A 14,979-nucleotide genomic window follows, 5' to 3' on the forward strand; every position below is an offset into this window, starting at 1 on the left:
GCCCGATACATGACCGCACCCGTTCTCACCTCCAGCCTAGACCGCGACGCACCAGACGCCAAAGCGCGTTTCGAGTATAACAAGGCGCTCGCAGCCGACCTGCGATCCACCGTCGCTGCAGCCGCGCTCGGCGGTTCAGAGGGCAGCCGGGAACGCCATGTCGGGCGTGGCAAATTGCTCCCGCGAGAGCGGGTGGAACGCCTGCTCGATCCGGGCAGTCCCTTCCTCGAAATCGGCCAGCTCGCCGCCAACGGCATGTACGGCAAGGACGAGATCAATGGTGCCGGCATGATCGCCGGTATCGGGCGCGTGTCGGGCCGACAGGTGATGATCGTGTGCAACGATGCCACGGTGAAGGGCGGCACCTATTACCCGATGACGGTGAAGAAGCACCTGCGCGCGCAGGAAATTGCGCAGGAGAACCGCCTGCCGTGCATCTACCTCGTCGACAGCGGCGGGGCTAACCTGCCGCACCAGGCCGAGGTCTTCCCCGACCGCGACCATTTCGGCCGCATCTTCTTCAACCAGGCCAATATGTCGGCGCTCGGTATCCCGCAAATCGCCTGCGTCATGGGCAGCTGTACTGCGGGCGGGGCCTATGTCCCCGCCATGTCCGACGAGACGGTGATCGTGCGCAACCAAGGCACGATCTTCCTTGCCGGACCTCCGCTGGTGAAGGCCGCGACGGGCGAGGAAATCAGCGCCGAGGACCTTGGCGGCGGCGATCTCCATGCGAAGAAATCGGGCGTGGTCGATCACCTCGCCGAAAACGACGAGCATGCGCTCACCATCGTGCGCGATATCGTGTCCCACCTCGGCGACAACCATGCTGCAGCGAAGGCAATCGAACTGAAGGAGCCGCGTGCGCCCAAGTTCGATGCCGAAGACCTTTACGCTATCGTCCCCGACGATGTGCGCGCGCCTTACGATGTGCACGAAGTCATCGCCCGCCTCGTCGACGGAAGCGAATTCCACGAATTCAAGCAGCATTACGGCAGCACGCTCGTCTGCGGTTTCGCCCACATCTGGGGCATGCCGGTGGCGATCCTCGCCAATAACGGCGTGCTGTTTTCGGAAAGCGCGCAGAAGGGCGCGCATTTCATCGAGCTGGCGCAGCAACGCCGCATCCCGCTGCTGTTCCTCCAGAACATCTCCGGCTTCATGGTTGGCGGCAAATACGAGGCGGAAGGCATCGCCAAGCATGGCGCGAAGCTGGTGACCGCCGTCGCCACCGCCACCGTGCCCAAGATCACCGTGGTGATCGGCGGCAGCTTCGGCGCGGGCAATTACGGCATGTGCGGCCGCGCCTATTCTCCGCGCTTCCTCTTCACCTGGCCCAATGCGCGCATTTCGGTGATGGGCGGCGAGCAGGCAGCCAGCGTTCTCGCCACAGTCCACCGCGACGCCGACAGCTGGACCGAGGAACAGGCCGAGGAATTCAAGGCGCCGATCCGCCAGAAATACGAGGACGAGGGCAACCCCTATTACGCCACCGCGCGCCTGTGGGACGACGGCGTGATCGATCCGGCACAGACCCGCGATGTGCTCGGCCTCGCCTTCACCGCAACACTCGAAGCACCCATTCCCGAAAAGCCGCAGTTCGGCGTATTCAGGATGTAAAACCGGCATAGCGCACGGTGGCAGTTCGCTTTGAGATCCGGTCGGCGACGAACGTGGCCGAGACGCGCCAACGCGTACGGGCGCTGTTGCGACCATGGTTCGATCCAAAGCCGGGCCCAAGAGGCTTCGCTCTCGGCCGGCTGGTCTGTATCTGGTCCGGCTTGTCTCTTTATCATACATTCGAGCTGGTAGCCCTGATCCGGCGTGACGGATGGGGGGCGCGCATCAGCGGCATCACCGTTCTCATGCAGGCTGCGCTGGCGCTCGTCCTCGTCCCCGCGGTCGCCGCCGTTTGGGCAGCTGTCGGAATGGTGACGGGCGAACTCTATGCGATGGGCGCGGTTCCGATCCTTCTGGTCTCGATCCTAGCCCTCGCGCTGGCCGCCTGGCTCCTGAGACGGAACAACAACGAGCATAATGCAATCGTCGGGCTGCTGCGGAAGGAATTCGAGCCGCAGGAGAGCCCCGAGCCCCTGACGTTTGCGCGGCCCACTGGCGAGCCCGGGCGAATGGCCATGGACGTGTCCGGAACGCGCACTATCGAGAACGTGACTATCGAAGAGCTGACCGCTGCCCTCGATGCGATGCACGATGGGCATGAGACCCACGTGATCCTGAGCAAAAGCGAGACAGAGTTCGTGCAAACGGCTGCGTCCGCATTCGGCTATTCGGTCGAATGGCGCAATGTCGGCGACGATTGGCCGCGCAATGCTCGAAGGATTGGTGCTGGTTCAATTGCCACGTTCCAGATCGAAGAGGTCAAACAGCTGTTCTGTGCCTACCTCTATGGAGCGCGAGAATTCCCGGAACTGGAATGGCAGTGAGCCGCGTTCCCAATCGCTATCGCAATCTGGCTAACATCTGTTAGGCAGGGCTGCAGGAGAGAACATGTCGGAACGAACGAGCCGCAAGCGCTCGATCCTGTCGCGCATCGTGCGCCGGATCATCATGGCGCTATACCGCTTCAAGGGCTGGAAGCTCGACGGGCACCTGCCGAATATCGAGAAGTTCGTCATCGCGGGGGCTCCGCACACCTCGAACTGGGACTTCGTGTTCTTCGTCGGCGCCACCGCCGAAGAGGGTGTCGAGCCCAACTTCATGGGCAAGCACACGCTGTTCCAGGGCATGATGCGCAACTTCATGTTCGACATGGGCGGCATCCCCATCGACCGGACGAAACGCAGCAATGTGGTCGAACAGGTCGCCGCCGAATTCGACCAGCGCGATCATCTCGCCCTTGTAATTGCCGCAGAAGGCACGCGTAGCTCCAACGGCGAATGGAAATCGGGCTTCTACAACATCGCTCGCGCCGCCAATGTCCCCATCGTGCCTGCATGGGTGTGCAACGAAGACATGGTGCTGGGATTCGGGCCGGCTATCGTCCCGACGGAAAGCTATGGCGAAACCCTGCTGGAAATCGCGCGTTTTATGCGTTCCAAACGCCCGGACTACGAGCGTTACAAGGTATTGGAGGCCCAGGCCCTGCGCCTGATCGAGGAGGAGAAAACCAATGCTTGATGCACTGCTGGCCAATGCAGCGATTTTGATCGGCGTCGTCCTGATCCTGTGGGTCATTTCGGTCCAGATCGACGATGTTTCCTTCATCGATGCGTTCTGGGGTGCGGGCATGGCGCTGATGGCTCTGACCAGCTGGCTCCAACTCGCCGACCCGGGCGATCTGGCGACCCTTCTTCTGGTGATGGTCGGCGCGTGGGGGCTCCGGCTCGGCATTTACCTCTTCCGGCGCTGGCGCGCGGAAGGGCAGGACAAGCGCTATGAGCGGATGCTGCGCAAGGACCGGGAGAAAGGGCGCTTCGCAATCGCCGCGCTCACCAAGATATGGCTCGGGCAGGCGGTATTGCTGTTCCTCGTCTGCTCGCCGGCACAGCTCGGCATCCTGACCAGCAGCGAACCTGCGCCGATTGTTGGTCTCGCATGGATCGGACTGGCGCTTTACCTCGTGGGGATATTCTTCGAGTGGGTCGGCGACTGGCAGCTTGCAAAGTTCAAAGCCGATCCTGCCAACAAGGGCGAGGTCATGGACAAGGGCCTGTGGCGCTATACCCGCCATCCCAACTATTTCGGCGACGCCTGTGCATGGTGGGGCATTTGGCTAGTAACCGCCAGCGCCAGCTGGGAAATCGCACTCTGGACGATTGCGGGGCCGCTGTTCCTCACCTTCACGCTCGTCAAATGGTCGGGCGCAGCGCTACTGGAAAAGGGGATGAAGCATTCCCGACCCGGCTATGAGGAATACAAGCGCCGGACCTCTTCATTCATTCCGCTCCCTCCCAAATCGAGCGGGTGACGAAGCTTAAAAATACGATTTCTGCTCTGGAATAGCTTGTGGAGCATCCCTAATCTCCTTCCATGAGTAGCGTTGATTGGTCCTGAGCGTGTCGTCTTCCACGCATTCGTCCGAGCGAAGGAAGTTCGCCTTGATGGCTTTGGACCTCACGGTCCGACGCGGCACCGAAATCTCGGTCGCGCAACTCGCGGCAGAGGCAGGCATATCGGTTGCAAGGGTGGAGGCTGTGTTTCCGACGGACGCCGACCTGTTCGACGCGGTTACGGAACTCTGGTTCGAACCTCACGTCGAGATCATGGAAGAGGTCCTGGGAAGCAACCTTCCCATCAATCGCAAGTTTCTCGAATTCTATGCACGGCGGTTCCGGCGTAACCGCGAGGAATATCTGCGTGATCCGGCAGCCTTCGCTGTCCTGTGCGATCTCGGCGCCCGCCGTTTCGAGCAAGTGCGATCCTATGTCGATCTGGCGGATCACTACTTGTGTGAGCTTATCGCCGAAGCACAAGCCGACGGCTTCTTTGAAGGGCTCGAAATCGACCGCGCGCTGACGCTGATCAACCAGATGCTGATGTGTTACACGATGCCCGACCTGCTGATCATCATCAACGACCGGCTGGCTGAAGACAAGCTCGCGGCAATCGTGGACACCCTGTTCGCAGGTCTATCGGCAAGGGATGGCGGAGCGTCTGGCCTGAAAGCACTCCGCCCGGCGTGATCCCCCCGGCATGGCCCACAGACGCATCCTCTTCATAGGCCTGAATTACGCGCCCGAACCCATTGGGATCGGGCCATACAGCACGGGCCTAATGAGCGCACTTGCCGCCCGGGGGCACCACATCCACGCGGTGGTCTGCCAACCCTATTACCCTGAATGGAAACTGCACTCCCTCTTCCGAGGCCGCTGGAAGAACTCGGTCGAATCCGGCGTCAAGATCACTCGCTGCCCACATTATATCCCCGCAAATCCCACGGGTAAGCGAAGGCTCGCGCATCACCTCAGCTTTGCGAGCAGCTGCTATCCGGCGGCCCGCTTGGCGCGCAGGGAATTGCAGCCTGATCTGGTCTTTACGGTCGCACCTTCGCTTGTTGCGGTGCCGGTGGCAGCACGAATTGCGAAACGCTCGAAAGCGCCTTTGTGGCTTCATATCCAGGACTTCGAAGTTGGCGCGGCGATGGCCACCGGACTGCTTGGCAAGGGGGCAGTAGGTGACGCTGCCCTGAAGTTCGAGAAGCGGACCCTGGCCTCGGCCGATGTCGTGTCCACCATCAGCGGACCCATGCAGCAGCTACTGGTCGACAAGGGAGTGCAGCCCGATCGTGTGCGCGAGCTAAGAAACTGGGCCAATCATGGCAAAGCGAACGGTCGGCGGGACTTTCGGGAAGAGTGGAACCTGCAAGGGAAGTTCGTCGCGCTCTATTCCGGAAACATCGCGAACAAGCAGGGCCTCGACGTCGTCATTGAGGCTGCGCGGGCCTTGTCCGAGAGGCCGGACATCCAGTTCGTGATCTGCGGAGACGGCCCCAATCGCCAAAGACTGGAAGGTCTTGCAGAGGGCCTGCCGAACGTCACCTTCCATTCCCTCCAGCCAAGCGAAGATGTCGGCGATCTCTTGCGGGTTGCCGATTTGCACATCCTTCCGCAGGTCAGCGGAGCGAAGGATCTCATGCTGCCTTCGAAGCTTGGAAATATTCTCGCCTCAGGCAGGCCGACCGTTGCCACGACGACGCGAGATTCCGGCCTCGCGCTCGAACTCGACGGGGCCGGAGCTATCGTTCCACCCGGCGATGCGCAGGCTTTGGGCTGGGCTATCGAACGGCTTGCGGACGATCCCGATGCGTGTGCAGCGATGGGCGAACGCGCGGTGGAAATTGCGCGGTTGAGATGGTCGCAGGAGGGTGTTGTCGACGCCTTCGAAGCAGTAATGGAAGAGCTGTTGGCCTAAGCGATTATGCTGTCGAGCAGCGCCTCGATATTCGAGCGGTAGGCCGCACTATCGTAGCATTGGGCCTCTATCTGCGCACTCCGCCGCATTCCCAGCAGCTTCTCTTTATCCTTTGCAATGTCGATCATTGCTGCGGCCAGAAATTCGCTGTCGGGCCGTTCGATGCAGATGCCGCTCTTGGCAGTCGGGCCCAGGCCGGCTTGCGGGGTCGCAATTACGGCGAGGCCCGCGGCCATCGCTTCCAATAGGACGATTGCCGACCCCTCGAAATAGCTCGGAAGGACTAGGACGTCGTGCTGGATCATGATGGCGGGCATCTCTGCGCGGGGCACCGCCCCAAGAAAACGCACCCGATCAGAAAAGCCGCTCAACAGCGCATTGGGCACCAGGTTAGGGCCAACACAGGTGAGACTTGCCAGTTCTGGAGGCAGCGCGCTCACCGCTTCAAGTACGTGCTGTATGCCTTTTCGCGCGGAAAGCTGGCCAGCGAACAGGAAGCGGACGGGCTTATCGGCTTCAGGCGGCATAGGGCTTGGAAGCGAACCGTATATTCTAGAATCGAAGCAGTATGGAAGGTGGCGGATCTTGTCCTCGATCCGCTCGGCAGATGAGTGACGCTTTATCGTTCCGCTCACGTAATCACTCACGCACAGGATATAATCCGCGGCCTCGAACTCCGCTTCGCCGCGCTGGATGAGCCAATCGGGTGCCCGCCGCAGCGAAGGGTGGAGCCAATCGCCATGCGTGTCTTCGATTGTGGCGACCTGCTCGTTCCATTCCCGCCAATCGGCAATCGTGCGGTCGAGGATCTTCGTCGCTGACGCGTTTCTAGGGTCATTGAAAGCCGTGAGCGAAGAATTGTCATAGCCCCACAGCGCGCGCGTTCCCTCGTCTTGTGCGAGGCGGGCGACCACTTTCCCGAAACGATCATTGGCAAATCGGTCGAACAGCTGGGCCATGGCATCGAGGCCTATCCGTGACAGGATCCGCTCAGGCAACTCGTATTGCGGGAATGCTCGTACAAGCGACGCATCAAGACCCGGTGTCGCAAACCGCCCGAACTCCGCATCGATATGCCGCCGCAAAGCGGCGGGAGCATACGCTCCCGCTCGTCTCCACACGCTTGTTTCATGGTCGAAGACGCCAGTGGCGAGGAAAGCCAGCCTGCCGAGTTGCTGCAGCGCGAGCGCGGTCTGCCTGCTGTGCTGCATGCCTGGATGAAACACGGCTACTGTCATGGGTGTGTGCTTGAAGCCAAAGCCCTTAAGGAAAAACCGTTTTCCTACATGCCGCCCCAATTATAACCGATATGGTTTCTACATTCACTTGGAGAAACCACAATCATGAGTCAGCCTCCCCCTATCCAGGCCCCGGGCGGTTTAGCCCCGATCGTCGCGTTCGGGATTGAAGACGAATACGGTAATTGCTCGGTCGTTTCAGGCATTCGCCCGCTGCCGACACGTCTTACTCCCGCCGATGTCCCTGCTGCCCTGGTCGGGACGACCTCGACATCGACACTCGTCGGCCCGTTCGAGCCTGCGCTGAATGCAGTGGTTTATTGTACGCTCTCGGGCGACTTCGAAGGCTCGGTGCAGGTCGCGCGCTCGACAGACGGCGGCGAGACCCTCCATCCGCTGACGGTCGCAGGCTCCACGTGGGGAGCCTTCTTCGGCCCGGCATGCGAAGCGGTTTGGCAGGAAAGTGAAGAGGGTGCCTCCCTCTGGCTGGATTGCTCGATCAATTCAGGATCGCTGGAATACCGGGTGTCGCAATGAGCGCGCTCTCGATTGTCCCGCTGAGCCTTGCCAATCGCGCGTCGCAATGTCTTCCCGTCCTTTTCGCCGATCTCGATAAGCGATCTATCCCGCTTGATATCGCTCGGGTTGAAACGAGCGGCTACGCAGAGGCCGGCACAGGCGCTGCTACCTACGTCTCGGACGACCTCTGCACCCCGGCGTTTCATTCCGCACATCCCGCATGCACTGCACGCACCTTCAACGGGCGGATCTTTCGCCTTCTCCCTGTTTGTGCCGAGATCGCCGTGGAGCAGGCCGGCGCCTTGGGAGACGGGATTACCAACGACCAGCAAGCGATCCAGGCGGCGTTAGACTATGCCGCAGCTGTAGAGGCAGCCACAGTCGCGTTCTATTCGTCCCGCTACAGGATCGACTGTCCGCTGCGCGTATCGCCCGCTGCCGAAACGAGGGCAGAGGACGGGCACCCTCTCGTAGTTCGCCGCTCCGTCGCCTTGAAAGGGAAAGCGGCCGAGCGCTCGGTGCTCGAATTTCGCGGCCTAGACGGCGAGAATCCGGAGACCGGCTGGCAGCTGGTACCGACAGCGTCAGACGATCCCGCGCTTGCCGTCTGGCGCGGCGGCGGACTGTTTCTTCAGGGGGATGTCGTGAACCCGGTCTCCGGAGAAAAAACGATCGGCCGCCTCGAACTGGACCGCCTGGTCCTCGAGGGTGGCCGCCACCATACGGGAGCCTATGCGTGGCCGGCCGATATCCTGACCGGAGACGGCTGGGACATCACCGACAAGGCGCTGTGGGTACAAGACTGCTTTGTGGGCGAGATAATCTGCACGGACACCGATATGATCGGCTGGAAGGGCGAGATATTCTATCTCGGCGGCGCGCTCGATATGGCCGACAGGGTGGTCCTCGAGAGGTGCCGCTTCGCCACCACCAATGGCAGCGCTTTCAATCCCGGATGCAATGTCCAGATCGTCGCATCCGATAGCAGTTTCGGGGACTGCTTCCAGGCACAGGAAGACGTCGGTAAATCGCGTGCGATCTATCGCAACTGTATCTGGCACGATTGCGACCACATGGGTCTGGGAAGCGGAGCGACCGATACCCTCGAGCATAACTTCCTCTGGCCCACCCGCGACGACCAATTACCTCCCCCGCTCACCCGCCTTGATCAATGTGAATTCAGGAATATCGGCTGGCTGCGCTTCTTCAGCTGGGTTGGAGGCAGCATCCGCGCAGTGGACTCGCCGATCGGGCTGCCAGGCTGGGCAGGCCAGGCCCTGCGTGATGTCGACCTCGACATTGAGGCCGTTCTCGACCGCAAGCAGTCCATCCACGCCCTGACCATCGACGGTGTGGTGTCCCTGACCGAGCAAGTCAGCGGCGCACCGGCCGGAACATACCAACTGCCCCCGGCGAACGTGGCCATAAACTTGAAGCAGCGCCGAACTCGCGAGGCGCAAATAGCAGAACGCCAGTGGCTCGGTGTCCTCTGGCACGGTTACATCGACCACTCCTGCGCCATCCATGTCGAAGGAGAATTCGCTTCGGGGCGCGTGCCAAACGGCGGCGACACCCCGCTTTCCATGCCACTCGTCACGATGGCAAAGGAGACTGCGAGTTCGAGCTATTGGGCCCGGGGCTGGTATCGTCCGGCAACATTCAGCGGTTCGGGAGAGATCCTCGTCACCGCCCCGCTCATGTCGATCGGGCTGGAAAGCGCGATCATCGCCGACATGACCCTCTCACGCACACCCTTGGGCGGTGCCCAGCACGGCTATGCCGACGGGCAGCGTATCCGCATCACCAAGGATGGCGCGACAGGAACATTGCGCTTCGAGAAGGGTGCCTCACCAAGCTTCGCCGTCCGCGCGACGCGCAACCTGGTAGACGTCTACGACTGGATCGAATTCGTGTACAATCGCGAACTCCAGCGCTGGGAAGAGAACGGGTTCTTCTCCGCCGCCTAGGCTTGGCCGAAATCAGACGGGAGGGGATTATTTCCCTACCGTGCTTGCTCGCAGGGGCCGCTTGGGGAATCACAGACCCATGGCGATTCTCTCCGACAAATGGATCCGCGAAAAGGCAAATTCGGAAGGCATGATCGAGCCTTTCGTCGAGAGCCAGCGGCGCGACGGCACTATCAGCTACGGCCTGTCTTCCTACGGCTACGACGCGCGTGTGGCGGACGAGTTCAAGATCTTCACGAACATCGACAGCGCGATCGTCGATCCGAAGGATTTCGCAGCCAACAGCTTCGTCGACAAGAAGACCGATTGCTGCATCATCCCGCCCAACAGCTTCGCCCTTGCGCGCACGGTCGAATACTTTCGTGTGCCGGAAGACGTGCTGGTGATCTGCCTTGGCAAGAGCACTTATGCGCGGTGCGGGATCATCGTGAACGTCACCCCGCTGGAGCCCGGCTGGGAAGGCCACGTCACGCTGGAGTTCTCCAACACGACCCCGCTGCCTGCAAAGATCTACGCGAACGAGGGTGCGTGCCAATTCCTCTTCCTGCAAGGGAACGAGCGCTGCGAAACAAGCTACCGGGACCGGGCAGGCAAATACATGGGCCAGCGCGGCGTCACCCTCCCGCGCCTTTAATCTCGCGGCTGTGACGCTGCGTCTTTGACTCTGGCCTCCGTCCGGCCCACATCTCCTCCGCAAAGAGGAGACTGACATGGCCGATCGCGAATTCGACATCATCGTATATGGCGCCACGGGATATACCGGGCGGCTCGTCGCTGAGCATTTTATCCGCGAATATGGCGATCGCGATGATGCCCCGAAATGGGCGATGGCCGGACGCAGCGAAGACAAGCTGACCGCAGTTCGCGACGAAATCGGCGCACCGGCGACCACGCCGATGATCGTGGCCGATGCATCCGATCCCGCCAGCCTTGAGGCCATGTGCAAGCGCACGAAGGTAGTGCTCACCACAGTGGGGCCGTACCAGCTCTATGGCGATGCCCTTGTCGAAGCATGCGTCAAGACCGGCACGGATTACGCCGACCTGTGCGGCGAGCCCGCCTGGATGGCGGAGCAGATCGCCAAGCACCATGATGCAGCGAAGGCCAGCGGCGCGCGCATCTGTTTCTCGTCCGGCTTCGATTCGATCCCCTTCGATCTGGGTGTGCTCATGCTCCAGAAGGAAGCAAAAGCAGCGCACGGAGCGCCTGCACCGCGCGTCAAAGGGCGTGTCCGCGCGATGCAGGGCACCTTCTCCGGTGGCACTGCAGCCAGCCTCGGCGCCACGATGAAGGCGGCGATGAAGAATCCCAAGGTCATCAATGTGCTGCGCGATCCCTTCGCGCTGACACCCGGCTTCGAGGGACCGGACCAGCCTTCGGGCATGGTGCCGCGCTACGAAGACGAGATCGGCAAATGGGCCGCTCCGTTCGTGATGGCGCCGATCAACACCAAGAACGTCCACCGCACCAATTTCCTGCGCGGCCATCCCTATGGCGAGGACTTCCGGTACGACGAGATGGTTCTCACGAGCCCGGGCGATGCCGGCAAGGCGGCGGCAAACGCCATGGTCGAACTGGCCAAGAACCCGTTCGGCGCCAAGCCGCCGAAGCCGGGCGAAGGCCCGACTGCGGAAGAGCGTGAAAACGGCTTTTACGACGTCTTGTTCGTGGGCGAATACCCGGACGGCAAGCGCATCAAATACGGTGTGAAAGGCAAGTACGATCCGGGATATGGTTCGACCAGCCGCATGCTTGGCGAAACCGGCATGGCCCTGCTCCAGAGCAAGGCCGACGGCGGCGTCGGCACGCCAGGATCATTCCTGGGCGAGGATCTGGTGGAGCGGCTGCGCGAACATGCCGCTCTCACCTTCTCCCTGGAGGAGTAATCCTTCGCTCAGTAGCTCAGCCGCAGGCTGGCACTGAAATTGCGGCCCGCCATCGGCACGAAGTCCTTCGTGAAGCTGGCGTGGCGACGACCGGTCACGTCGAAAATGTTCTCGGCCTTCACGATGACGCTGATTGACGGATTGGCAGCGATCGGGCGCCACGTTGCGATAGCATTCACGAAGGTGAACCCGTCGGTCGGGGTTTCGAAGGCAGCGACTTCATCCTGGCTATCGACCCATTCGACCTCGCCGCGAAGATCGAACGACCCGGTCGATGCTTCGAGCGCGCCCATCAGGCTGAGCGGCGGGATGCGCGGCACGTTCGACCCGTCTGACAATTCCGCGTCCACCAGTTCACCGCGCAGGTCTGCGGTGAGAGCGAAGTTACCCGTATCGAGGAAGCGCCAGATCAGCTCGCCTTCGATGCCCTGGTAAGTCGCATCCTGCTGCAGGTATTCGAACACCGGCAGTTCGTCTTCCTCCTCGCCGGTCTCGGACAGATAGATATAGTCGTCAAACCAGTTCTTGAACGCTGCGACGCTGAACTCGACATCGCCGAGCCGGCCACGCGCGAAGATTTCCGCGCCCCAGGCCCGCTCGATCCCGAGGTCCACGTCGCCGATTTCGAATTGCTGGGTCGCGATGTGCGGGCCGTTGGAGAACAGCTCCTCGGCACTCGGCGCGCGCGCCACACGCGACAGGTTCACGCCCGCGCGGAAGGCCTGCGGGCCATCGTAGGCGAGGCCGATCGCGCCGGAGAATGCATCGAAATCGCGCTCGACGCCAAGAGGCACCGAATCGACATTTGTCGCTTCATAGCGAAGCGCACCTTCCAGTTGGATCGGGCCGTCGCCATATTCCTGAAGGGCAAACAGCGAAATCTGCTCGGTGCGGTTGGGCGCGACATAAGCCTCTTCGCCCTCGGCGAAGAAGTCGCGGAAGTAATACTGCAGGCCGAGCGAACCGCGCCAACGACCGTTGGGGTTCTGGATCAGTTCGGCGCGGGCTTCCATGCCCTGCACGTCGAACGTGGTGCCGACCTCGTCGCCTTCGAATTCGGTGTGGGTATAGTCGGAATAGCCCGCACGCACGCGGAGGCGTTCGAACATTCCCTCGCCCAGCGCTATGTCTCCGCGCAGGTCGGCGCGGTACTGGCGAAGACCGATATTGACGGTTTCGGGGCCTTCTTCCTCGAGTTCTGCTTCGCCGCCCTCTTCCTCTTCGCCGTGATGATGCCCGGCTCCGGGGCGGATCGGCACGCCATAGAAGGTGTCGTAAACGCCGACCGACACGCCGAGATGCGAGTTGTCGCGGAAAAAGGCGAAGCCGCCATTTGCCGTCCATGTTTCGGTAGCGCTGTTGAAGAGCGTTCCGCTCGCCAAGGCCGCTTCACGCAGCTCTTCGGCTTCTTCGAATTCGCCCTCTTCTTCTTCCTCGTCGGCTTCTTCGAGAAGTTCGCTGCGAAGGTTTTCGGAAAGCACGAAGCCGGGAACGCTGAGATCGTCCGTGGTGCGGTAAGACCCGTCGAAATGTGTCACGAAGCCGCCACCCAGCGGCACGTCGATCGACGCACCGGCTTCGCGCAGGTCGCTGGCCGTGTCCGCGCGCACGATGGCGTCGACGTGCACTGCCTCGTTCGGGACGCGGCGCGGGATGCGCTTGTCGATCACATTGACTGCGCCGCCGATCGCCTGGCTGCCGTAAAGAAGGACGGCCGGTCCACGTAGCACCTCGATACTTTCGGCAGTCAGCGGATCGATCGACACCGCATGGTCGGCAGAGGTATTGGACACGTCGATAGCGCCGATCCCGTCGACCAGCACTTTCACGCGCTCGCCGGAAAACCCACGCAGGATCGGCCGTGATGCACCCGGGGCAAAGCCGGTGGCGGTGACGCCCGGCACATCGGCGAGAACCTCGCCCAGCTGCCCGTCGAGATTGGCATCGAGAGTTGCCCCCTCGATAACGCTGGTCCCGGCAAGCAGGTCAAACTGGCGAAGGCCTGCGGCGGTGACGATGATGACGCTGCGCGAATCCATGCGGCGGTCATGGACATCGTCGATCACATCTTCCGATTCCGCAGGCTGCGTATCGGTGTCCTGCGCAGCGGCCGGGGCGGTAGCCACCAGCGCCAAGGTGGAAAGGGAGGCGAAAAGAGCGCGCTTGGCGGCTTTGGTTTGATACAACATATCGCGCACATAGCAGCGGAAACGCGTCATTCAAGCGTTATCCGCCGAATGTGCATGCGACACGACAAACGACAGCAAGGTCGCCGATCGAAGTCCGGATTTTTGGAGAAATGGAGCGGGCGAGGCGATTCGAACGCCCGACCCCAACCTTGGCAAGGTTGTGCTCTACCCCTGAGCTACGCCCGCTCACTGACGCTCTACCGAGCCGCATGGCCCGGTGGGGAGGCGCGCAGTTAGCAACGCCGCATGAGTCCCGCAAGAGAAAAAATGCACCTTTTGTCCCGCCCTTGTGCAGCGCCTCCCGGTACTTCACATTTGCAAGCGAAGGCCCACATGGGTGGCCTGACAATTTATAGCATCGAAAGGCGGTACACGTGGCGAGCATGGGGTTGAACATCGACGAGCAGAAGGCGGTCGAGCGTTTCAAGAAAGACGTAGTCGAGCCTTCGATGACCAGCCTGGTCATTCTGGATTTCTACGCCGACTGGTGTGGCCCCTGCAAAGCCCTGGCACCCATGCTGGAAAAGGTGGCGGCGGACTATGCCGACAAGGGCGTGGTCCTGAAGAAGATCGACGTCGACAAGGAACAGTTCATCGCCTCGCAGTTCCAGGTGCAGTCGATCCCGACCGTCTATGCCATGTTCCAGGGCCAGCCCGTTGCCGACCTGACCAATGCACGCAGCGAATCACAGCTAAAGCAGACGCTCGACCAGATCCTCGCCCAGGTTCCGGTACAGGCAGGCGCAGGCGCCGACCCGCAAGCTCAGGCCGCCCAGCAGGTCGATCAGTTCGTGGCGATGGGCGAACAGGTCCTGGCCGAAGGCGATGCGCCGCGCGCTGCAGGCATTTTCGCACAGGTAACCGAAATGGCTCCCGACAATGCGGAAGCGCATGCGGGCCTGATCCGCGCGCTCACGCAGGCGGACCAGATCGAGGAAGCGAAGAAAGTCCTCGATGCCGCAAAGGGCAATCCCACCCTCGCTGAACATCCCGCGATCGAAGTGGCGGCAAGCGCCCTTGAGCTTGCCGGAAACAAAGTGGACGACAGCGAGCTCGCCGGCCTGAGGGACAAGGCCAAGTCCGACCCTGCCGACATGGATGCGCGCCTCGCCTACGCCGAAGCCGCCTTCGCTGCCGGACAGCGCGACGCTGCAGCCGAGGAACTGCTCGCAATGGTCGAAGCCGACCGCGAATGGAACGAGGGCGCCGCGCGCGCCAAGCTGGTGGATATCTTCGGCGCGGTCGGGCTGGAAGACCCTTGGGTCGTCGAAACCCGCCGCAAGCTTTCACGTCTCTTGTTCGGATAATT

General features: G+C 61.7%; 13 protein-coding genes and 1 tRNA gene. 11 read left to right on the forward strand and 3 right to left on the reverse strand.

Annotation, left to right across the window (positions count from 1 at the left end; translation table 11 throughout):
• Positions 1-9 precede the first annotated feature (9 nt).
• The 6 genes from BM173_RS01525 (at position 10) to BM173_RS01550 (ending at position 5,871) form a co-directional block, all read left to right on the forward strand.
• Entirely contained in the window at positions 10-1,620 is a 1,611-nt protein-coding gene (locus BM173_RS01525) for a carboxyl transferase domain-containing protein (RefSeq protein WP_090476679.1), read from the forward strand.
• Positions 1,621-1,781: 161 nt separating this feature from the next.
• Positions 1,782-2,444: a hypothetical protein gene (locus BM173_RS01530; RefSeq protein ID WP_090476681.1), complete on the forward strand. Its 663-nt coding sequence runs from the start codon at positions 1,782-1,784 to the stop codon at positions 2,442-2,444.
• A 64-nt stretch (positions 2,445-2,508) separates the two neighbouring features.
• A complete protein-coding gene (locus BM173_RS01535) occupies positions 2,509-3,138 on the forward strand; it encodes a 1-acyl-sn-glycerol-3-phosphate acyltransferase (RefSeq protein ID WP_090476683.1) in 630 nt (209 codons plus the stop codon).
• Entirely contained in the window at positions 3,131-3,928 is a 798-nt protein-coding gene (locus BM173_RS01540) for a DUF1295 domain-containing protein (RefSeq protein ID WP_090476685.1), read from the forward strand. Before BM173_RS01535 ends, BM173_RS01540 begins: the two co-directional genes overlap by 8 nt.
• A gap of 133 nt (positions 3,929-4,061) precedes the next feature.
• On the forward strand, positions 4,062-4,643 hold the full coding sequence (locus BM173_RS01545) for a hypothetical protein (protein WP_245755721.1): 582 nt from the start codon (positions 4,062-4,064) through the stop codon (positions 4,641-4,643).
• A 10-nt stretch (positions 4,644-4,653) separates the two neighbouring features.
• On the forward strand, positions 4,654-5,871 hold the full coding sequence (locus BM173_RS01550) for a WcaI family glycosyltransferase (RefSeq protein ID WP_090476687.1): 1,218 nt from the start codon (positions 4,654-4,656) through the stop codon (positions 5,869-5,871).
• Here BM173_RS01550 and BM173_RS01555 read toward each other — a convergent pair.
• Complete coding sequence (locus BM173_RS01555) at positions 5,868-7,109, reverse strand: glycosyltransferase family 4 protein (RefSeq protein ID WP_090476689.1); 1,242 nt, start codon at positions 7,107-7,109, stop codon at positions 5,868-5,870. The two genes, BM173_RS01550 and BM173_RS01555, sit on opposite strands and share 4 nt — an antisense overlap.
• Before the next feature lie 105 nt (positions 7,110-7,214).
• Between BM173_RS01555 and BM173_RS01560 the strand changes: the two genes are divergently transcribed.
• The 4 genes from BM173_RS01560 to BM173_RS01575 all read left to right on the forward strand — a co-directional run bounded on the left by BM173_RS01560 (position 7,215) and on the right by BM173_RS01575 (position 11,481).
• Entirely contained in the window at positions 7,215-7,646 is a 432-nt protein-coding gene (locus BM173_RS01560) for a hypothetical protein (protein WP_090476691.1), read from the forward strand.
• A complete protein-coding gene (locus tag BM173_RS01565) occupies positions 7,643-9,595 on the forward strand; it encodes a hypothetical protein (RefSeq protein WP_090476693.1) in 1,953 nt (650 codons plus the stop codon). The genes BM173_RS01560 and BM173_RS01565 overlap by 4 nt, the downstream gene beginning before the upstream one ends.
• 79 nt (positions 9,596-9,674) lie before the next feature.
• Positions 9,675-10,229, forward strand: a complete 555-nt coding sequence (dcd, locus tag BM173_RS01570) for a dCTP deaminase (RefSeq protein ID WP_090476695.1) — start codon at positions 9,675-9,677, stop codon at positions 10,227-10,229.
• A gap of 76 nt (positions 10,230-10,305) precedes the next feature.
• The gene (locus BM173_RS01575; protein ID WP_090476697.1) at positions 10,306-11,481 is read left to right on the forward strand and encodes a saccharopine dehydrogenase family protein; all 1,176 of its coding nucleotides are present in this window, start codon (positions 10,306-10,308) and stop codon (positions 11,479-11,481) included.
• Between the two features lie 8 nt (positions 11,482-11,489).
• Here the strand turns inward: BM173_RS01575 and BM173_RS01580 are convergent, their stop codons facing one another.
• Together BM173_RS01580 and BM173_RS01585 are read right to left on the reverse strand one after the other, a co-directional pair.
• Positions 11,490-13,670: a TonB-dependent receptor gene (locus BM173_RS01580; RefSeq protein ID WP_090478312.1), complete on the reverse strand. Its 2,181-nt coding sequence runs from the start codon at positions 13,668-13,670 to the stop codon at positions 11,490-11,492.
• A 111-nt stretch (positions 13,671-13,781) separates the two neighbouring features.
• Positions 13,782-13,856, reverse strand: a tRNA-Gly gene (locus BM173_RS01585).
• Between the two features lie 197 nt (positions 13,857-14,053).
• On the opposite strand from BM173_RS01585, the gene BM173_RS01590 reads away from it, so the two are divergent.
• Positions 14,054-14,977, forward strand: a complete 924-nt coding sequence (locus tag BM173_RS01590) for a tetratricopeptide repeat protein (protein ID WP_090476699.1) — start codon at positions 14,054-14,056, stop codon at positions 14,975-14,977.
• Positions 14,978-14,979: the final 2 nt, after the last annotated feature.

The sequence above is a fragment of the Qipengyuania nanhaisediminis genome (assembly GCF_900115585.1).
Classification (GTDB): domain Bacteria; phylum Pseudomonadota; class Alphaproteobacteria; order Sphingomonadales; family Sphingomonadaceae; genus Qipengyuania; species Qipengyuania nanhaisediminis.